22 protein-coding genes are annotated in these 21705 nt (G+C 35.3%); 2 read left to right on the forward strand and 20 right to left on the reverse strand.

Features of this window, described 5'->3' with window-relative positions; all coding sequences use genetic code 11:
- Positions 1 to 73: 73 nt before the first annotated feature.
- The 19 genes from DW761_RS16740 to DW761_RS16830 form a co-directional block, all read right to left on the reverse strand.
- Positions 74 to 652, reverse strand: coding sequence for a hypothetical protein (locus tag DW761_RS16740; protein ID WP_117518825.1), 579 nt, complete (start codon positions 650 to 652; stop codon positions 74 to 76).
- Complete coding sequence (locus DW761_RS16745; RefSeq protein WP_117452006.1) at positions 649 to 1068, reverse strand: pyridoxamine 5'-phosphate oxidase family protein; 420 nt, start codon at positions 1066 to 1068, stop codon at positions 649 to 651. Before DW761_RS16745 ends, DW761_RS16740 begins: the two co-directional genes overlap by 4 nt.
- Before the next feature lie 20 nt (positions 1069 to 1088).
- A complete protein-coding gene (locus DW761_RS16750; protein WP_117518826.1) occupies positions 1089 to 1484 on the reverse strand; it encodes a hypothetical protein in 396 nt (131 codons plus the stop codon).
- A gap of 119 nt (positions 1485 to 1603) precedes the next feature.
- Positions 1604 to 2062, reverse strand: coding sequence for a GNAT family N-acetyltransferase (locus DW761_RS16755; RefSeq protein ID WP_117518827.1), 459 nt, complete (start codon positions 2060 to 2062; stop codon positions 1604 to 1606).
- Positions 2063 to 2096: 34 nt separating this feature from the next.
- Positions 2097 to 2729 carry a hypothetical protein gene (locus DW761_RS16760; protein ID WP_117518828.1) on the reverse strand — a complete coding sequence of 211 codons (633 nt, stop codon included), beginning with the start codon at positions 2727 to 2729 and terminating at the stop codon, positions 2097 to 2099.
- Between the two features lie 132 nt (positions 2730 to 2861).
- On the reverse strand, positions 2862 to 3227 hold the full coding sequence (locus tag DW761_RS16765; RefSeq protein ID WP_117518829.1) for a YkvA family protein: 366 nt from the start codon (positions 3225 to 3227) through the stop codon (positions 2862 to 2864).
- Positions 3228 to 3236: 9 nt separating this feature from the next.
- Complete coding sequence (locus tag DW761_RS16770) at positions 3237 to 3440, reverse strand: hypothetical protein (RefSeq protein WP_117518830.1); 204 nt, start codon at positions 3438 to 3440, stop codon at positions 3237 to 3239.
- Between the two features lie 115 nt (positions 3441 to 3555).
- Positions 3556 to 4233: a hypothetical protein gene (locus DW761_RS16775; protein ID WP_117518831.1), complete on the reverse strand. Its 678-nt coding sequence runs from the start codon at positions 4231 to 4233 to the stop codon at positions 3556 to 3558.
- Complete coding sequence (locus tag DW761_RS16780; RefSeq protein WP_117518832.1) at positions 4233 to 5075, reverse strand: ABC transporter ATP-binding protein; 843 nt, start codon at positions 5073 to 5075, stop codon at positions 4233 to 4235. The genes DW761_RS16775 and DW761_RS16780 overlap by 1 nt, the downstream gene beginning before the upstream one ends.
- The gene (locus tag DW761_RS16785; RefSeq protein WP_117518833.1) at positions 5068 to 5535 is read right to left on the reverse strand and encodes a hypothetical protein; all 468 of its coding nucleotides are present in this window, start codon (positions 5533 to 5535) and stop codon (positions 5068 to 5070) included. Before DW761_RS16785 ends, DW761_RS16780 begins: the two co-directional genes overlap by 8 nt.
- Positions 5532 to 5975 carry a LytTR family DNA-binding domain-containing protein gene (locus DW761_RS16790; RefSeq protein ID WP_117518834.1) on the reverse strand — a complete coding sequence of 148 codons (444 nt, stop codon included), beginning with the start codon at positions 5973 to 5975 and terminating at the stop codon, positions 5532 to 5534. Before DW761_RS16790 ends, DW761_RS16785 begins: the two co-directional genes overlap by 4 nt.
- Before the next feature lie 139 nt (positions 5976 to 6114).
- Complete coding sequence (rlmD, locus tag DW761_RS16795; protein ID WP_117518835.1) at positions 6115 to 7440, reverse strand: 23S rRNA (uracil(1939)-C(5))-methyltransferase RlmD; 1326 nt, start codon at positions 7438 to 7440, stop codon at positions 6115 to 6117.
- 31 nt (positions 7441 to 7471) lie between these two features.
- Complete coding sequence (locus DW761_RS16800) at positions 7472 to 8077, reverse strand: hypothetical protein (protein ID WP_117451551.1); 606 nt, start codon at positions 8075 to 8077, stop codon at positions 7472 to 7474.
- Positions 8078 to 8124: 47 nt separating this feature from the next.
- Complete coding sequence (gatB, locus tag DW761_RS16805) at positions 8125 to 9549, reverse strand: Asp-tRNA(Asn)/Glu-tRNA(Gln) amidotransferase subunit GatB (protein WP_117451549.1); 1425 nt, start codon at positions 9547 to 9549, stop codon at positions 8125 to 8127.
- The gene (locus DW761_RS16810) at positions 9546 to 10967 is read right to left on the reverse strand and encodes an amidase family protein (RefSeq protein WP_117518836.1); all 1422 of its coding nucleotides are present in this window, start codon (positions 10965 to 10967) and stop codon (positions 9546 to 9548) included. Before DW761_RS16810 ends, gatB begins: the two co-directional genes overlap by 4 nt.
- Before the next feature lies 1 nt (position 10968).
- The gene (gene gatC, locus DW761_RS16815) at positions 10969 to 11262 is read right to left on the reverse strand and encodes an Asp-tRNA(Asn)/Glu-tRNA(Gln) amidotransferase subunit GatC (RefSeq protein ID WP_117518837.1); all 294 of its coding nucleotides are present in this window, start codon (positions 11260 to 11262) and stop codon (positions 10969 to 10971) included.
- Between the two features lie 31 nt (positions 11263 to 11293).
- A complete protein-coding gene (locus tag DW761_RS16820; protein WP_117451543.1) occupies positions 11294 to 12394 on the reverse strand; it encodes a CamS family sex pheromone protein in 1101 nt (366 codons plus the stop codon).
- A 1-nt stretch (position 12395) separates the two neighbouring features.
- A complete protein-coding gene (ligA, locus tag DW761_RS16825; protein ID WP_117518838.1) occupies positions 12396 to 14375 on the reverse strand; it encodes an NAD-dependent DNA ligase LigA in 1980 nt (659 codons plus the stop codon).
- 9 nt (positions 14376 to 14384) lie between these two features.
- A complete protein-coding gene (locus DW761_RS16830) occupies positions 14385 to 16649 on the reverse strand; it encodes an ATP-dependent helicase (RefSeq protein WP_117518839.1) in 2265 nt (754 codons plus the stop codon).
- A gap of 305 nt (positions 16650 to 16954) precedes the next feature.
- Between DW761_RS16830 and DW761_RS16835 the strand changes: the two genes are divergently transcribed.
- Entirely contained in the window at positions 16955 to 18562 is a 1608-nt protein-coding gene (locus DW761_RS16835; RefSeq protein ID WP_117518840.1) for an LCP family protein, read from the forward strand.
- A 98-nt stretch (positions 18563 to 18660) separates the two neighbouring features.
- Positions 18661 to 20433: an ABC transporter ATP-binding protein gene (locus tag DW761_RS16840; protein ID WP_117518841.1), complete on the forward strand. Its 1773-nt coding sequence runs from the start codon at positions 18661 to 18663 to the stop codon at positions 20431 to 20433.
- Positions 20434 to 20457: 24 nt separating this feature from the next.
- Here DW761_RS16840 and DW761_RS16845 read toward each other — a convergent pair whose 3' ends face one another.
- On the reverse strand, positions 20458 to 21681 hold the full coding sequence (locus tag DW761_RS16845; protein WP_117518842.1) for a hypothetical protein: 1224 nt from the start codon (positions 21679 to 21681) through the stop codon (positions 20458 to 20460).
- Between the last annotated feature and the right edge of the window lie 24 nt (positions 21682 to 21705).

Below are 21705 nucleotides of genomic sequence, written 5' to 3' on the forward strand. Positions count from 1 at the left end.
AAACGAACAAATAATACGATTAAAATGATATGTAATCCCTTTCTCGATATATTTTTGTGATATTGTTCATTCTTTATGATTTCTTTTCCAACGCCCTTGTATAACCAAAACACTCCCGAAACAATTTTCTGCCTATATAATCATGAAACAGATAACAGGTAGAACGATAATATTCATTCCAATAACTTGTCATCCTTTGATAGCTATAAACAAAAGTTTTTTGATTCAACAAACAGAATGATTTCCATTTTGTACAATCTTTTGTGTGTAAATTTTGATAAACAAGCTCTAATATTTTCATTACATATTCATTACATACTTTTAAAATATACGGATAAACCCATTCTGGTGGTTCATTTTCAATTAATGCCTTCACATGTCTTTCTCTAATATATCCATTATCATTTCTTGTATAAATACAATGATATATTATAACTTGTATATCATTTAGTGATGTTGGGAAAAGGATATCTGTTTCATACATGCGATAAGGTATTTTTATAATTTCTCCATTGCTTAATTTCCATTCACTGTATTCTTGAAAAACATCATGTTTTGTATGCGCATGCATTTGTATCCATTCACATACATATTCTACATCAGCCGCTAACTCCTTAGGAAAGCCATTTATAAAACAAGACAAACGATTCATTCTATCGTAAAATCCTCAGAATGAAAATTACTATAATATCTTCCCTTGATGGCAGTAAATTTTAAAACACAATAGTCTGGATCATCAACGCCTAATGGATAATACATAGTATCTCCTTCCAGCCAGATCTGTCTTTTTGATTCCTGATCTTCTAATACTTCTACTGTTCCAATTAGGCTGACACCACGAAAGAAACGTTTATCCACAAAATAGATACTTGCTTTAGGATTTTCACGGAAGAATTTCACTTTGTTTGAAGAGGTATTGGTGGTGAACCAAAATTCTTTGATATCTTTTCGATCTCTTGGCTTCAACATTGCTTTTGTGATTGGATAACCTTCTCCATCGATATATGCGATAAAAGCCTGGGTAGATTTTTCAATCAGATTTCCAATCGTCTGTTGTGGATTTCTCATCATATTATTTTCACCTTTTCCTATGTTAAGGACGCAAACCAAAGATTCGCAAAGGCCTGCTGTTTTTCTGTATCTGGAAAATCATGGATATCTGCTTCATCAAACAGATTGACAATATCTTTTTGTAAAGCCTGTTTGCCAGATGTCACAAGATATACTTTATCCACAAAAGACATCATCGCAGATTGTATGGCATTGATATAGGAACCATTGCATTTTAAGCCATAACCATCTTCTAATAGTTGATCCCGAAGGCTTTGATAAGCACTAAAATAACTGCTGCCTGTGGCTTTATATGTCTGATTAAGATAATGCAAATACATAATGATATCATCATTTTCATCATCCACATAAAGTGTTAGATATTCTACTGCTTGATGATCCAATTGCATGATTGGTACCTGATATTCTTCCATGATTGTTCTCCTTTTACATATATCTTTATTTTATCATAGAAGATGTTTATTTTATTGAAAAAAAAGCGACAACATTATGTCATCGCTGAATGCAAAATGCCTTGTATGATTCTATTACTCTATCTTATCGCCATCACATACACCTGACAGGGATTGTGTTTATCCCAAAGGGTAGGAAATACTTCAAATTCTTTAAAGCCTAAACTTAGGTAAAACTTGTTTGTTTGATCATATTCTTCATAATGTCCCATTGCAACTGTCTTTACCTGTAAGAAAGATATACCTTGCTGCTTTGCATATTGTTTTGCGGCCATAAATAATTGTTTTCCTATGCCTGCACGCTGATATTCTTTTTTTACTCCCATGACAGCTATTTCACATGTATCTTTGCCTGTGCCTTTTAGACAAAGAAATCCTATAGGAATATCATTTTCTACTGCCGCAATGAAATATTGATGACGACTTTCTTCGATATATTCTTCACGTGCCGCTTCTATACCAAACCATTCTGGTAATGCTTCTAATATATATCGTGCAATATTGCTTTTTTCTTCTTGGTTTTCTATAATTTTAATCATTTTTTCTCCTTCAACTATTGTTCAATATGCGTGATTACTTAGCATACTCTAAATAATCACACGCTTCTCCATGTACATTTGCTTCCAAAGTTGCTTTCCTTGTGTACCATGTATCCTCATATTCTAAGATAATGATCGGAATCCTTCTTCCAGCCTTTTTCAAGAAGTAATCTTCCTTCTGGATTCTTTTTGCGACTTGTGTCACCTCTTGCAGTAATTCATAACAACCCACTGGCCCTTTGCCAATATAATTCATATGTTCATCATAACAATCATCATCTTCAAATCCTATATTTTCAATTCCCTCCTGTTTATACCATTTTATCAACATTTCATAATTTTCGTCATTTATAATTGGTGTTTCGTCTTGACTCATATATGCATAATTCCATCTAATTTCACTAAAACGCCCATTTTCACGTGTGTCCATATTATCATCTTCGCCTCTATATGTTTTCATATAATCTTCGTACTCTCTTTTGAAATATTGCTCAGTGTTGTTAGAAACAGAAAATTCAGATAGATTTTGATAATTTTCATATTCAAAACATTCATTAGAATAAACGAAAAATATAATCGTGTAAATATCATCATAATCGTATGCATTTAAAACGTTTAATACTTTGTGGTATAAAAAATCTTTTAAGTTAATTTTTTCTTCATCCATATTTTTCTCTCCTTGTGCTTTTTTTATTTAACTTCATCCTGCAATTCATTTAAAACAGCATCTCTTTGTGATTCCAGAATTTTAGAACTCTGGATTTTAAACAAATGATTCTTTTGATATTCTTCTTTTCCTCTATATGATGGCACGAATAAACATTATGATGATCAATAACCAGATACAAAGGACTGGTATTGCATAATACCATTTCTTTGGTTTTCCATCCTTCCACATGTCATGTGCTACTTTTCTACTTCTTTCCCATACATCTTTTGGAATGAAATGGATGGTCAGCGCAATCATTATTGGCAACAAAATCACATCATCCAAATATCCTAATACGGGCACAAAGTCTGGAATAAGATCAATGGGAGATAATGCATATCCAATCGTGATACCCGCCATAAGCTTTGCGAAACCAGGTGTTTCTTTATCTTTTAATACCAGATAGATCGCTGGAATATCCGTTTTCAGCTGCCTGGCTTTTTGTTTAAGATTCATATGGAGCTTCTACGACTTGTACTTTCGGTTAAAAACATTGGAAAATGGTTTATAACTTGTAAGCTCATATACCAATACTTCATGTAAGCCTTGTTTTAAGGATACTACTTCCATAAACTTGTTTTCTAAGTGATCGTTTTCATATAAAGCATCTTCTATAATACAGGGTATCTTGTAGCGCTCTTTAATTTCAAAAATGATTGTTTTTATCATTACTTTACCTCTTTTCTTATGGTAAGCATTTGTTTTTGTTATCTTTACTATATCATAAGATTTCAAAATACAACAGGCTATCAAAGAAAAAGTCCATCAAATTATGATGGACAAATCAAACATCGGCTTTCATGCTTTTATGATATGCCAAGTAAAACCATATGATCAATAACAAAGCAGTAAAGACAAGAATCAGACTAGATAAAAAATTTATTTGATGAAGATTGTTCATCATTATGCTGACTTGTTTAGAGTACAGGATATTTGAAATATTATCCAAATGTTCATTGAAATTCGCAAGCATAGGCACAAACGAAAATAACATAGCAAATGGCATAACGACAGCATTTGAGGAAGATAAAGAAGATGTTGACAAGGCAATACATCCACCTAGTAAAATACTTAGGATGACACCCGTGAATACCGCTGTCAAAAATGGTATTACATCTAGTGAAAAACCAGGAAATACAAGAAATAAACAAGCTGTGAAGCATGTTAGAAAACATACAAGTACACCATGTACCAACAAATATAAACTGGATGGTACACCTGCATATGCCAGATTACGGATAATTTTTTGTTCCTTTTGTTCCGCAAGTATGGTAGACATTGTCATCATAGGTGTAAAAACAACATGCATGGTCGCAAATACTGAAATAAAAAATGAGGATTGATCCTGCATACTACTGCTCATGACAAAGCCAATCACAGGAAAAACAAAGAATAATAAACATACTTGAAGATTTTTCAAGATGTCTTTCAACTGTATTTGAAACAACGCTAGAGCTTTCATTAGGACAACCCCCTTCCAGTTACTTCTCTGAATATTTGTTCAAGATTTGCTTCTGATGAATGGATGGTTTCAATATTGTTCCTACGTAGAACATCAAATAACTGTTGAGCTGAATCAGCTGTATTGGGTAGTTCTATTTTTTGATGATCTTTTGTTTGAATGGTAATGGTTTTTAAATGGTCATATTGACAACATAATGCTTTAGGATTTCCATATAAAACAATATGTCCTTCATTTAATAATGCCACATGATCACAAAGTTTTTCTGCTTCTTCCATGTTGTGAGTAGTCAAAAAAATGGTGGTTCCCTGTTCATTCAAATGTTTGATCATATCATGAAGTTCTTTCATAGTATTGGGATCAAGTCCATTTGTTGGCTCATCAAGAAATATCAAAGATGGCTCATGTAAGATTGCATTTGCGAAGGATAATCGCTGTTTCATACCTTTTGATAAATTACATATTGCGCTGTTTCGCTCATCATATAAAGATAATTGTCGCAAGACATCGATCACACGCTGCTTACTCACACCTCGAAGCTTCGCAAACATACACAGATTATCCCATATGCTCAATCGACGATAAAAGCCAAATTCATCCATAGACATCCCTATCGTTTTTAACCATGCATCTGTATGATTTTTACACTCCTGTTGATCGATCCACACACTTCCCTGATAAGACAATTGCCCACTTAATATTTTTACGATTGTTGTTTTCCCAGCACCACTTGGTCCAAGTAATCCAAAGATTTCTCCCTCTTGAATTTCAAGATTAATGGAAGAAAGAACACATGTCTGTCCAAAAGATTTTGATACATGTTTCATGATGATCTTATTCATATGGTTTCTCCTTCTGCATTTCTTTTAAGCATGCATTATATCGCTGTTCTTCTTTTTTATATTTGTAAAGCATTCCTGCTGTTGCGACAATAAAACAGATGAGAAAGGATAAAATAAAACCGATCCATCCTTTCATTGATGTGATGGGAAACCAGCCAAATACAGCAATAAAGACTGCGGTTGTCAAACCGGATATGAAAAACATCGCAATGACTTTGTGTAGAAAAAGCTGTTCATTTAAAAAATTTGATTCAAATAAGATATGGGTATAGATTGCGATCAAAAAACTCAATATCGCAATCTGCATGATCACCCTATAGGACAAACCTAATTTCCCCAAGGAAAATAATGTAGACATATCTTTTACCATATCGCCTAATAAATATCCCAGAGCTGAAATCACAAGTATACTTGCCGCAAATGTGATTAGATAATTTATGATAAATCCTTGTCTTTTCATTTTAAGACCCCCAAACGTTTTTTTAGAATTGGCGCATATTGCCTGGACACAAATAATTTTTTATCGTTTTTCATTGTTACCTGAATTCTTCCATCCAGATCAGGGCGTAAAGATTGAATCTTTTGAAAATTGATGATGGTGGACTTACTTGCCCTGAGAAAATCATATTCTATGCATCGTTCTTCGATTTCATATAACCGTAAATCCGATGTATAAATCGTTGTCTGGGTATACAGATATACCTGTTTATCAATGGTTTCTATATAAAAAATATCATCAAGTGTTACCATATAATCTTCCCCACGATATCTTCCTATGAGTTTATGGTCCTGCATTTGCAGGATGGATACCAGAGTTTTTATTTTTTCATCTTTTTTCCTGCAGCGTATCGTGATGATTGTTTCTTCGATTGTATCATCTTCCATAATTTTTACTTGCATGTCGTATCTCCCCTTGTTGGTTTTTAGTTTATCAGATATTTTTTCCTATGTCATGAAATATATACTAAGATGCTGATTTTACTTACTCACTTGTAGAAAAACATAAGAAAAGCCTGATAAAATCAGGCAAATATTTTCATTAAATTCTTTCTATCAACGTCACACATTCTACACCATTGGTTTGTGAAAACATATCTACTGGTTGAACCAGCTTGATTTCATAATTGCTTTTTTTGATAATGCCAAGATCACGTGCCATTGTGGCAGGATCACAGGATACATAAACAATGCGTTCTGGCTGCATTTTTATAATACTGTTTAATGTTATCTGATCCAATCCTTTTCTTGGCGGATCCACGACAATGACATCCGGACGCATATTTTCTTCACTTAGTTTATTTGCATAGCTGGCAGCATCACTACAGATAAATTCAATATTATCAATGTTATTCATTTTCGCATTTTCTTTTGCGTCTTGAATGGCCTGTGGAACGATTTCAATTCCGATAACCTTTTTCGCTTTTTGCGCTAAGAACATAGAAATCGTACCGACACCACAATATAAATCAATAACTGTTTCTTTCCCGCTCAGCTGCGCTAATTCTAATGCTTTGCCATATAGCACATTGGTCTGCACAGGATTAACCTGATAAAATGATTTGCTGGAGATATGGAATTTTAGGTTATGAATGGCATCTGTGATATAAGAATCTCCATACAGGGTATATTCTTTTTCTCCAAGAATCACATTATCCGTTCTGGTGTTTACATTGACGATTACACTTTTGATATAAGGAAGCCTTTGAACGATATCTTCTGCCATTTCTTTCATAGATGAGAAAGGATATTCTCGCACGATCCATACCAGCATGACCTCCCCTGTTGTGAATGCATGTTTGATCAAAAGATGGCGAAATACAGAGGCATTGCCATATGTTTGAAGCAATTCTTTCATATGGGATAATACTTCATTAATGGTTTCACTTTGAATCGCACAGGCGTTTGTATCAATGATGGTATTGGAATGGATACGATAAAAGCCTGTGACAACTTTATTTTGATCCACACCTACAGGTATTTGGCATTTATTACGATAGTACCATGGATTTTCCATCCCTAATACATCTTCAACTTTCATATCCAGTTTTGCGATACGATCAATGACATCCTGTACTTTTTGTTTCTTAAAGCGCAGCTGTTCTGTATAAGTCATATGCTGTAGCTGACATCCTCCACATTGTTTTGCGACAGGACATTTTAATTCACATCGCTGATTTGATGGTTCTTTGATAGATAGGACTTTTGCATATCCATATGTTTTTTTCACTAATGTAACGACCATTTCTGCTGTTTCATTCTGTAAGATTCCCTTTACAAATAAAGGAAAGCCATCAATTTTCACAACGCCCAGGCCTTCTTTGGTATAGCCACTACATGTTCCAACAATTTTATCATTCTTTTTCATTTTACACCTCAAAAAAGGGCAATCGCCCTTTTTATTTCTTATTCGCTTCTTCCTGTTGTTTCAATAATTCTTTTGCTTCTTTTTCGTTTTTTGGGGTTGTAATGTTATCTACAACCTTCTTTTTATTGGCAGCATTCTTGACCAGTTCTAAATAGATTTGATCATCTTCCTTATGTGAATCATCTGGAATAAAGTTATATGCATGAATATCTAAATCATACATTTTGGTTTTATCTTTATTCGTGAAATATGTTTTCACTGGAAGGATATCATTTACTTTGTCATATGCTGCATTCAACAGGTTTTCTAATGTATCTTGATCGATGTCATCTGCCGCATCCATCGTAATACGAAGTGTTGCACTTGTCAAATTGACTTCGACCTTTTCTACTCCATCAAAATTTAAAGCTTTTTTCACCTTATCCATTTGTTCTTGTGTAATAGCAGGGTCAAGTGAATTTTCAAAGCGGGACCCCGTGACTGGTTTGCCACTGTTTTCTTTCGCTCCAAAATATATATAGCCTAACAGAAGCAATGGAATTAACAATACAATGATTGCGACAGTAATTAAAACCTTACTGGACTTTCTTGTATTTCTCTTCTGTTTTTGGTTTTTCATGTTTTTCTGTTTACTCATATTATTCACCTCAACACCTCTATTGTACTAGAAAATGTAACAGAATGCTATCTTTTTTTCAGTTCTTCCTGAATCATCTTATTTGTCATTGCAGGATTTGCCTGTCCTTTGCTGGCCTTCATAACCTGGCCAACCAAGAATCCTACAGCACGATCCTTACCATTTTTGAAGTCCTCAATAGATTGTGGATTGTTATCTAAGACCGTTGTGATCATCGCTAATAATTCAGATGTATCACTCATTTGTTTCATGCCTTTTTCTTCTACAACCTTTTTAGGATCTTTTCCTTTCATGATTTCTTCAAATACGACTTTTGCTTGTTTACCACTGATTTCTCCATCGTTTACCATATTGATCATGGTACCTAAATGAGCTGGATTACATGGGTTTTCTGATAGTTTTAACGTTGCTTTGTTTAAAGCCGCAACCATTTCCACAATGACCCAGTTGGCAGCCTTTTTGTAATCTTTGGTGTGTTCACATACCAGTTCAAAGAAATCCGCAAGATCACGATTGTTTACCAATACGCCTGCATCATATTCTTTAAGGCCTAATTCATCCATATAACGCTGTTTTCTTGCATCTGGAAGTTCTTCCATATGTTCTTGGATATCTTTGATCCATGCTTCATCTAAACGAATTGGGAAAATATTTGGTTCTGGGAAATATTTATAATCCACACTTCCCTCTTTCTTACGCATCATTACTGTTGTTTTCTGTGTTTCATCATAACGTCTAGTTGCCTGAACAACCTGACCGCCACTTTCGATGACTTCTTTTTGACGGGCAACTTCCGCATCTATGGCTTTTTGAACATTACTGATAGAGTTCAGGTTTTTGATTTCTGTTCTTGTGCCAAATGTATCACTGCCTTCTTCACGAATAGATACATTGACATCACAACGCATGCTTCCTTCTTCCATCTTTACATCAGATACACCAAGATAGAATAATAAAGTTCTTAGTTTTTCAACATAAGCAGCTGCTTCTTCTCCATTACGGATATCTGGTTCACTTACGATTTCCACAAGTGGTGTTCCTGCACGGTTAAAATCAATTAATGTACCAGCATCAGAGTGGAATTGTTTTGCGGTATCTTCCTCCATATGAATACGGTTGATTCTGATTTCTTTCTTGCCATTTTTGGTATCAATAGAAATGCTGCCGTTACGTCCAATTGGGTGGAATTGCTGTGTAATCTGGAATCCTTTAGGAAGATCAGAATAATAATAGTTTTTACGATCAAATTTTACTAATGGATCAATGGTACAGTTTAATGCAGTTGCAGCTTTGATTGCAAGACGTACTGCTTCTTTATTGACACATGGCAATGTACCAGGATGACCTAAATCTATTTCATTCACACAAGTGTTTGCTGTTTCTCCAAAGGAAACAGGTGCACTGGAGAACATTTTTGTCTTTGTTTTTAATTCGCAGTGGATTTCAATCCCGATTACTGTTTCATAATTCATTTTGACACCTCCACATCGTTTCCTTTTAATCCTGTGATTTCTTCAATTGCTTTTCCAATATTGAATAATGTTTGTTCATCAAATGCTTTCGCAGTCATATTGATTCCGATTGGAAGGCCTTTTACAAAACCTGTAGGCATTGTCATACTTGGATATCCTGAGAAGTTTCCAATCGCCATATAGTTTTCTGCGACAAGCGCATCATTATCTAAATGTTCTTCACGGCTTTCTTCAGATAACGGCGCAACATCACTACTTGCATTCGCAATGACAACATCATAATCTTTTAAACAATTTGCTAATTCTTCAACAATTAAACGACGTACTTTCTGTGCTTTACGGAAAATCTTTTCCTGATTTTCTTCAAACAAAGAGTAGCTTCCTACCACAAAACGTCTGCGCACATAGGAACAAAGGCCTTTTGTACGGGAATTAATCATTACTTCTTCTACACTTTCCCCATCTTCACGCATACCAAAACGGATACCATCTAAATTTGAGTGATTTGCGGTTGCTTCCGCATTTGCGATAATGTAATAAACAGGTAAAATAGCTTTCATCAGTTTATCATCAAAGTGTACACGTTCTACGATCGCACCTTTACTTTCTAAAGCTTTCATTAATGCATCAAAATTTTCTTTTACATCAATATTGCTTACGCCCTGTTGTACATTTTCTAGTACCGCAATACGTTTTCCTTTGATATCAGAATTGATATTTGAAGCATATGCTTCTACTTCTTTGTAAGAAGAAGTCATATCACGATCATCTCTTCCAGCTAAAACTTCCAATGCTTTTGCGGCATCTTCAATAGCTGTAGTAAAGTATCCTACATGATCCAAAGAGGATGCATAAGGAATGATACCATAACGTGAAATTCTTCCATAAGTTGGTTTCATACCAATAATACCGTTATAAGCAGCTGGTTTTCTTACACTGTCACCAGTATCCGTACCAATCGCAAAAGGCACAACACCACTTGCGACAAGCACTGCACTACCCCCAGAGCTTCCTCCAGAAATTCGATTTGTATCCCATGGATTGTTTACTTTTCCGGTATATGCATTTTTGTTAGTACCACCCATACCTAATTCATCCATGCTCGCTTTTGCGATTACAACCGCTCCGGCTGCTTTCAATTTATCAACAATTGCGGCATTATATACTGGAACATAGTTATCCAGAATACGAGAACTTGCAGTCGTACGAACACCCTTTGTATTAACGTTGTCTTTTAATACGATTGGCAAACCATATAATGGCGCATGTTCATCTACATTTTTTAATTCATCCAGCTGTTCTTCCACATCGCAGAATGTCACAACTGCATTTAGTTTTTCCTGTAAATCTCTTGCTTTTTCAAGTGCTTCTACAACACGTGTTTCCACGTCTTTTTCTCTTGTCTTTTCAAAATCCATCTTACTTCACCACCTTTGGAACATGTACATGACCAGCACGTACGCTCGCTGCATTTGCTAATGCATCTTCCTGCGAAATTACATTTTCCACAACATCTTCTCTTAAGAATGCTGTGTCTGCTTCAAATGGGTAGATCATTTCTTCTACACCCTCCGTATTGATTTCATCCAATACTTCGATCTGTTCCAGTAATACTTTGAATTCTTCTTGAAGTTTCTTTACTTCTTCTTCGTTGACATCAAACATGATATCATGTGCAAGCTTTTTAAAATACGCTTCATCAAAAGTTTCCATGTTTTCCTCCTTCTATCTATCAGCTTCTTATTTAAAATAAGATCGTTGTTACTTTACTACTGTTCTTTTCACGTTCAATGGCAGCATAATGATTGTTATCACAACTGACATCTACAGTGATGCGATAGGATGTCGCAAACTCATCTAGATTTTCTACAAGCAGCTGGGCAATAGCATTCATTTCCATACCGGTTTTCGCATGTGCCACAACGGATATTTTCAATTCATTCAAACTATCATTTTCAAAATAGCCTTTTCCTATTATGGAAGTATCATCTCCCAAATCCAGTTCAGCTAATGCTTTTTTATAATTCACAAAAGCTGTATTTGTGGTCGCATCCTTTTTATCACTTTCATCCGTTGGAAATAATACCCAGTTGGCATTGATATCTGAAAAATCAATGGATGTGGCATCGCCTTTTACATATCCTTCCCGTTTAAAGGTTCCAGGTATGCCCTCCTGATCTCCTGCGATATCATATACAGTAACATAAATCGGAAGTTTTTTCATCTGTGGATAGGTATCACGCATATATTGCAGCAAACGCTGACCATATACACTTTCATATTTTTTCATATCACTTTCTTTAATCGTATATTTCTGATTTTTTTCATCAACATCCTGACTGTTGACTACCATGGCTAGTGATAAACCACTTAATTCTTCCCCTTTATACCAGTCAATCTCAAATATATCAACCAGAATAACAGGATCTTTTATGGTTCCTTTATCTGTCTGAAAGGCAGTGCCATTTTCTGGATTTAAACCAATAGGATTTTCTTCGCTTTTTCTACCCAATAATCCATTTTTATCCGCAGATGCATCTAAGGTATTGTAATCTAAGAACTGGCTTTCCCGATACGTATATGTATCTGGTGAAAAGTGCTGTTTACTATATTTCATCAAACCATTGGCGATTTCCAATGTATCATTTAGATTGGTTACCATGGTCATGTGTTTTAAACGGGCATCACTGACATCAAAAGGTAATAATGCGGTATAATCTCCCTCACGTATCGCAACGGTTTCTTTTCCATCATTTTTATCCTTTTTCTTATCATCAGAGTTGTTACAGCCGCTTAATAATAGTACGCCGGATAATGCAATTAACCCCAAATCTTTTAATTTCACATCAGCTCACCTCTTTCATAAAGGTTTCTTCATCCATGGTCGCAACGCCTAAATCATTGGCCTTGGTTAGTTTACTGCCTGCTGCTTCTCCATAAATGACATAATCTGTTTTCTTTGATACAGAACCGCTGACATTTGCCCCCAGTCCTTCTAAGATTGCCTTTGCTTCATTTCTGGTTAGCTGTGTTAAAGTACCTGTTAAAACTACCGTTTTTCCTGTAAAGATACTTTCTTTGATTTCTTCTTTTTCTGTATCCATACGTAAGCCATATGCTTTTAAATGATTGATCAGTTCTATATTTTTGGGTTCATGGAAGAATGCCACAATACTTTGCGCTGTGATATCTCCAATATCTTTGATCATCGTTAATTCATCATGGCTTGCCTGCATTAAGGCATCCATAGTAAGGAAACGTTTCGCAAGTATCTTTGCGGCCTTTTTTCCAACCTGACGAATACCAAGTCCAAAGATTAAATCTTCCAATGGATTTTGTTTACTCACTTCAATCGCATCAATCATATTCTGATAGCTTTTTTCTTTAAATCCTTCAAAAGCTAAGATTTCTTCTTTATGTTCCACCAAACGATAAATATCTTCTATGGTATTTAATAATCCTTTATCATGGAAGAATTCTACTTTCTTTTCTCCCAATGTATCAATATTCATGGCATCTCTGCTGGCGAAGTGAATCATACTTTCCACTACACGTGCTGGACAGTCCTGATTGATACAATAATGGGCAGCCTCATCAGGTAAACGAACAAGTTCACTGCCACATACTGGACACACATTTGGGAACTGATAAACAGCCTGTGTACCATCTCTTCTTTCATCGATTGCTCTTACGACTTCTGGAATGATATCTCCAGCTTTTCGTATGACAACATCATCGTTGATACGTACATCTTTTTCTTTGATCATATCTTCATTATGAAGCGTAGCTGCACTTACAGTTGTTCCAGCGACTCTGACTGGTTCTAATACAGCATTTGGTGTAATTTTTCCTGTTCTTCCTACTGTCAATACGATATCTAAAAGCTTTGTGACAACTTCTTCAGCTGGGAATTTATAAGCAATTGCCCATTTTGGTGCCCTTATGGTATTTCCTAAATGCGCCTGTGCCGCAAAGGAATCTACCTTGATGACCATACCATCAATGGCATATGGCAAATGAGGTCGCTGTTCCCCAATTTCCTGAATAAATGCCCATACTTCATCCATATTCGCACAGATACGGCGAAGCGGATTGACACGCAAATGCATTTCTTCCATCTTTTCAAGTGCTTCTTCCTGACTTTGAATACCAAATTCTGAAGAATTTACGAAATAGTACCAGAAAGCATCTAATTTACGACTTGCGGCAATTTTTGAATCCAGCTGGCGGATAGAACCTGCGGCAGCATTTCTTGGATTCGCAAATAATTCTTCACCTTTTTCTTCTCGTTGTTTATTCAACATTTCAAAGGATGCATTTGGCATATATACTTCACCACGCACCTCCACTTCTTCTGTATATGGAATATGCATAGGAATACTTTGAATCGTACGAACATTATGAGTAACATCTTCTCCAACGATACCATTGCCTCGTGTAACCGCCTGAACAAATGTACCATTACGATAAATCAAAGACATTGCCAGACCATCGATTTTTAATTCTGCGACATAGCGGGCATTGGGCTCCACTTCACGCACCTTTCGATCAAAGTCCTGTAATTCTTCTAAATTGAACACATCATCCAAAGATAACATAGCACGACTATGTTCTACTTTCGTGAATGCATCTAATACCACACCGCCAACTCTTTGTGTGATAGAGTTAGGATCAGCATATTCTGGAAACTGTTGTTCCAAAGATTCCAGCTCCTGATAATATCGATCATATTCCTGATCCGATACACTTGGCTTGTCCAATACATAATATTCATAAGAAAGCCGATCTAAGATACGGCGTAATTCCAATATTCGTTGTTGACTCATAGAAACCTCCTATTTTTTTGTAAGGGATGGGTGTGTTACCATGATTTTTCTGATACCGAATTTCTGGTCAAAAGCAATCACAGCTAAATCACCTTCCATTTTTATGACCACACCATCTCCAAATGAAGCATGGTTCACGAGATCACCTTTTCTTATCTTACCCTTTTTCTTCGGTTTTTCTACTATTTTTGAAGAATTATCCACAAAATCCTGTGGAGCATGCTGAATCATATCATCCTGATGGCGTTCTCCTGTTGAAAAAGAACGTGATCTTTGATTCATGGATAAGAAATCAGCACCACTGAATGTATCCACATCACCAGCAAAACTGTTTCGTGGTTTTGCGCCAACATCCTCTAAATATTCTTCTGGTATCTCACTAATAAATCTTGAGGTTGTTTTAATTTTATCCAGTATGTAACTATAGCCATAGGAATCACTTAAAAACAACTGCTTCTTTGCTCTGGTAAAGGCAACATAGGCAAGACGACGTTCTTCTTCCAATGCCTCCTGTCCACCTTCTCCAACACTTTTTTCATTTGGAAAAATACCTTCACAAAGACTGTATACAAACACATTATCAAACTCAAGGCCTTTAGCTGCATGAATCGTCATCAACTGCACAAAGTCCCCCTGCTGTGTCTGTTCTTTATCTGTATATAAGGAAATCTCCTGTAAATAATCCTGTAGACTGCCATCTGGATTACTTTCCACATAATCTGCGATATCATTGATCAATTCCTTGATATTTTCTTTACGCTCTATTTCTTTTTCTTCATCCAGCATTGCCAGATAGCCACTTTCCTCCATAATACGTTCCATTAATTGATCGATACTGATGGTATCCACCAAAGCACGGCATTCTTCAATAACACGCACAAACTCCTGAATACTTGCTCTGGCTTTGCCTTTTCCAATTTCATAATGCTTTAATACATCATACATATTGGTTTGATCATGTCCAGCCTGCGTTTCAATCAGTTCTAATGTTTTTGCGCCTATTCCACGTTTTGGAGAATTAATGACACGTTTTACCGCTAGATTTTTAAATAATTCTTTTGGGTCATCTTCACTTTTTGGCGCTAATAGTCGTAAATAACTTAATGCATCTTTAATTTCTGCACGATCATAGAATCGTACGCCACCATAAATACGATAGGGAATATGTGCATCCAACAAGGCTTTTTCAAGTCCTCGTGATAAATAGTTACTACGATATAATATTGCGATATCTTTATAATTTATGCCCGCATGATGTAATGTCTTGATCTTACCTGCAACCCAGACAGGTTCATTATCCCCATCCATGGCAGTAAAGTGAACAATTTTACTGTCCCCTTCAATTTCTGTAAATAAATCTTTATCAATACGATTGCGGTTATTCTTGATAAGTGCATTCGCACCATTTAATATTTGCTGGGTACTACGATAATTTTGATTTAAAATAACGGTTTTCGCATTTGGAAAATCTTTATCAAAATTCATAATAATATCTACCTGTGCACCACGCCATGTATAAATTGTCTGATCTGGATCCCCTACTACACATAAATAAGAATCTTCTTTGACCAGCATTTTAATGATGGCATATTGTAGATTATCCACATCCTGAAACTCATCTACATGAATATATTTAAAACGTCGTTGCCATTTTCTTCTGACTTCTTCATAATCTCTCAATATATGATGCGCAAATATCAATAAATCATCAAAATCCAGCGCAAACATTTCCTGTAAACGTTTTTGATAGAATGCATAAACATCCGCTTTGATCTGTTCTCCTGCCCATGGTCCAGCATTCATCTTTGCCACATTGGGATCAATAAAATTGGTTTTATTGCCGCTGATATAGGACAGCATAGAACCATAGCTATAGGATTTCACATCAATTTTCATCTGTTTATAAGCATCTTTTAAGATACTTTTCTGATCATCACTATCTAATATTGTAAAGTTTCTAGGATATCCGATTTCTAAAATATCCTCTCTTAATAATCGCACACAAAAGGAGTGAATTGTAGAAATCTGTACAGCGGATGCTACATCCCCTAATATATTTTCCACTCGCTCCTTCATTTCTTTTGCGGCTTTATTCGTAAACGTAATCGCTAAGATTTTATTGGGATATACGTGTAATTCATCGATCAGATATGCGATTCTGGTCGTCACAACTCTTGTCTTGCCACTACCTGCACCTGCAATGATTCTCAAATGATGATCCACACAACTTGCGGCTTCTGCCTGTTTATCATTTAACTGTTCTAATAACGACACAAAATCACCTCCGTAATAGTATATCATAAACGTTTTAAAATCTCTATGCATATAGCGTATTGTAAGGTAATTTTAAGGTGATTTTTTTCGATTGAATTTTTTATCTAAAGCTTTGTATTCATTCTGCTTTTTTGATAGTATCTTATATCACATATTTCATATTTACGCATCTTTTCTGCAAATGCTGATATCAAATCTTCCTTATATATGACATATGATACATTTCTTACGAAATATTCACAAAATATCCATAGTAATTTTGCTTATTTTATACTATAATTTAAAAATGTTGAGGTGTATAAAATATGTCAAAGAAAGATAGTAATAAAAAGGGAAAACGCAACTACAGCAGGACAATTGACCTAGTATTTCTTCTGATTCTGATGATCATTATGGTCATGGCGTTTTACATAGCATTTACCTTTGGAATTCTACCACAAAAATGGATTATGATCGCTGCGGCTGTCTTTGCCGTGATATTTGCGATTTTGTTCATTCTATCCTTAAAGAAACTGCCAAAATGGGCGGTATACACAAAGCGTGTATTCATCCTATTGTTATGTGCATTGCTAGCAACTGGTGGCTATTTCTTAGATAAGACACGTTCTACATTGCGTAAGGTGTCATCCAGCTCTGTAAGCAGTGAATCCAATGTGGAAAAGCTGATGGTCATCGTACCAAAGGATTCCAACATTTCCAGCATTAAAGATTTAGAAAATGCGACAATTGGATTTCAAAACAGTACAGATAAAGATAATGCAGAATATGTAAAACAGCAATTATCTGGTAAAGTTACAAATTATACTGCAGTTGATGCCTTAGATTATACGCAGTTGATTACGGATTTATTGGATTTAAAGACATTACAGGCGCTTGCAATCTCTGAAACATACTACAATATGTCTGCGGCGAATATTGATGCTTTTAAAGATAATGTCAAAACAATTGAAACCTATGAAACTACAAAGAAAACAAAACCAACGACACGCAATATCGATATCACAAAAGATACATTTACAGTTTATCTAAGTGGTATTGATAATATGGGTTCTCCTGATCAACAGACCAGAACGGATACCAACCTGATTTTGATTGTCAATCCAATCGCAAAACATATTGATATGGTATCTTTGCCACGTGATGGATATATACCAAATCCAGCATTGAATAATATGAATGATAAATTAACACATACAGGAAATGATGGAATCGAAAACAGTGTGGCAGCGATTGAAAACTTCTTCCAGATTCCCATTGATTATTATGCACGTATTGGATTTAATTCTTTGATTCAGATTATAGATGCGATTGGTGGTATCGATGTAGATGTAGAAATTGATTTCAGTGAACAAGATGAAAACCGGAGTTTCAAAGAAGAGGATAAGATTTATCTAAAAAAAGGAAAACAACATTTAAATGGTAAACAGGCACTGGCTTATGCAAGACATAGAAAAACAATAGGCTATGATAATGCAGGTCGTGAACGTGCACAACAAAGAATCATCAAGGCGATGATCAATAAAATGATTTCTCCTTCTGCCATCGGTTATTTAAACAAATTATTAGATATTATACCAAGTTATGTGATTACCAATGTGCCTAGTGATAAAATCACAGATTTTGTGTCAAATGAATTAAACGATCTTTCTCCATGGACCATAAGTTCAATCAAAAGTGATACCGGCTGTTATGATGATCAAGTAGCCGCAAGTACTTCCACTTTAGGAATTAGTGATTGTTACTTATTCAGTCGTGATGAAGTACATGCCTTATTAAATGCATTTGAAGGCGCAAGCAATCAATTAAAGATGAATGAATTCCATTTTGATTTACAGGATTTATATAAGGATACTCCACAGATCAATCAGGATCCAACACTGGTTTGGTCTGATATGGCCGTACGCCCACATTAAGAAAAGAGAAATCTCTTTTCTTTTTTTATAGGCATTGTACGTACAAAAATGGGTAGAATATGTTATAATTAGCCGGTGCGAAAGGAAGGTAAAAGAAAATGGAAATTATGAAAAAGTTCATAAGTTATTATAAGCCGTATAAAAAAGTATTTTTTCTGGATATGCTGTGTGCATTGATTATCAGTATCGTTGACCTGGCATTTCCACAGATTTTAAATTATTTAAACAATACGTTTTATGTTCAGCCAAAAGAAATGATCATGGACAGCCTGTTTATTTTGGCCATTGGCCTGTTGATCATGTATATCGTAAGAGCATTATGTCGTTACTATGTCACTGCCCAGGGGCATATCATGGGCGCAAAGATGGAAAGTGATATGCGTCAGGATCTGTTTGATCAATTTGAACGTTTATCATTCTCTTATTATGATCAAAACAATACAGGCGAAATGATGAGTAAACTGGTATCCGATTTATTTGATATTTCTGAATTATCTCACCATGGACCTGAAAACGTGTTTATCTCATTATTAAAGATTTTTGGTTCTTTCATATTATTGTTATATATCCATGTGCCATTAACACTGATTCTGATTGCTGTTACTATCGTCATGCTGGTGTTCTCTTTATTTCAAAACAAGAAAATGCAGGCTACCTTCATGGATAATCGACGTAAGATTGCAGGCGTCAATGCTAGTTTACAGGATTCCTTAGCTGGCATTCGTGTTGTGAAATCATTTGCGAATGAAGATATTGAACGTGATAAATTCGCCCACAGTAATCAGATGTTCTTACAATCTAAAACAAATAACTATTATCGTATGGGATTGTTTCATGCAGGAAATAATTTCTTTCAGGGTATGTTGTATCTGACAATTCTAGTAGCTGGAGGTTTCTTTATCGCTAAAGGTACCTTAGATCCAATTTCACTGGCTACCTATGCTTTATATATCAATATCTTTGTAGCGCCAATTGAAGTCCTTGTGGAATTCACAGAAATGTTTCAAAAAGGGTTCTCTGGTTTTAAACGTTTCTTAGAAGTCATTGAAACAAAACCAGATATCGTAGATGCAGAAAACGCAAAAGATATCGAAGAAGTATCTGGTGTCATCGATTATGAAGATGTATGCTTCAGTTACAATGAAGAAGAAACTGTATTAGATCATATCAACTTTCATATTGACGCAGGAAAATCCATTGCCTTGGTTGGTCCAAGCGGCGGTGGAAAAACAACCATTTGTTCCTTGCTTCCAAGATTTTATGATGTAAACAGTGGAAGCATTAAAGTAGATGGTAAAGATGTACGTGAGTTGACACTGGAAAGTTTACGTAAAGCCATCGGCATCGTTCAACAGGATGTCTATTTATTTACTGGTAGTATCAAAGAAAATATTGCATATGGCCGCCCAGGTGCTAGTGATGATGAAATCATTGATGCAGCAAAGAAAGCCAACATCCATGAATTCATTATGAGCTTACCTGATGGATATGATACTTTTGTAGGAGAGCGTGGTACACGATTAAGTGGTGGACAGAAACAGCGTATCTCTATCGCCCGTGTATTTCTGAAAAATCCTAAAATTTTAATTCTGGATGAAGCAACCAGTGCTTTAGATAATGAAAGTGAACGTCACATTCAAAAAAGTCTGGAAGAATTATCAAAAAATCGAACATGTATCACCATTGCCCATCGTTTATCTACTATCCGTAATGCGGATGAAATTATCGTTATTAGTGAAAACGGTATGGAAGAACGTGGCAGTCATGAGGAATTAATGGAGAAAAATGGTGTTTATGCGAAATATTATAACCTTCAGTTTGAAGGTCTGGATTACGATGAACAGACCAAAGAAGTGATACATACAAAATAAAGAAAGAAAAACTAATGACGTGCATTAGTTTTTCTTTTTATCTTCTTCATTTACTTTTGTATGTTCTACCATTGTTAACCATTCACGCAAGGTTTCCACATCTTCCTGATCACGAATGATGCATTCCATTAACATGGTTTCCTGTCCCGAAATATATTGCGCAGAAATACGGTAGTATTCCTCTGTTTCTTCAATAAAACCTTTTCCTTTGAAATTCTGATTATCAATATCAAAAGCTTCTTCACATAAAAATGCCTGCGCAAATTCTAAATTTTCTTCAAATATATAGGCATTTGCCTTGATCAGCCATTTCCATCCATCTTCACTTTGTTTGTAAGGTGCCATGAAATGCAAGGTCTGACTTTTTTCATCATAGCCATTTTCACTGCAGCCAGGAACAGGAATACGCCAGTTGCCAAAAGGATAAGACACCATATAGCGACGATATCCTACATCTTCAAGATGCATATCAATGCCATGACGGATGATATCTTCTCTATGGATGGCTTCACATAATTCATGATATTCTTTCATAGGAAGTGGCAATGTATCATCTTTTTCATAAGCAGCTTCAATATAATCTATGATCATATTTGCCATCTTATCGCTGTATTCATTCATACTGCTATATTCAAAGAAGCATTCTTTCCATAGCAAGGATAATGCACAATTACGATAATATCCTGCATGAAAATCCAAATCATTCCAAATAAAGAAACGCTGTGCTAACTCTTCGATATCCAAATTCGTGAAATCTTCTACAGAAATATATCCCATTGGTGTTACCACATAACCATCTTTTCCAATTGGCTGATAGTAATCCATTGTCCAGCTGATCATCAGATTGTTTAATTCCTGATGATTATCCTTTACATATCCTGCGATATCCTTTAACCATTGATAGAAGTATTTATATTTTAAATTTTCAAAGTTTCTTTCTTCATAATATTTTGTTGGATCACTTACTTCAAAAGCAATTGGACTATTCATGATGACTTCATCAAAGAATGAACATACAAATGCATGAAATCCAGGTCCCGCTACATTTGTCTGTGCTACAATACTAACAAAAGTTCCTTCATAGCTGCATTCAATATATCCTTCTGGACAAATATCCATCATTAAGGTTGCATCATAATCTTCGATATGTACTTTCTTTTTTACACATACATCTTTTAAATACTGAGAAAACTGTTCTCTGTCCTTTTCTTTTTCAAGTGCACCTTCTAATACTACTTCAATTGACATTCATCTTACCTCCTCTAAAAAGGG

The sequence above is a fragment of the Absiella sp. AM29-15 genome (assembly GCF_003434225.1).
GTDB classification, from domain to species: domain Bacteria; phylum Bacillota_I; class Bacilli_A; order Erysipelotrichales; family Erysipelotrichaceae; genus Hoskinsella; species Hoskinsella hominis.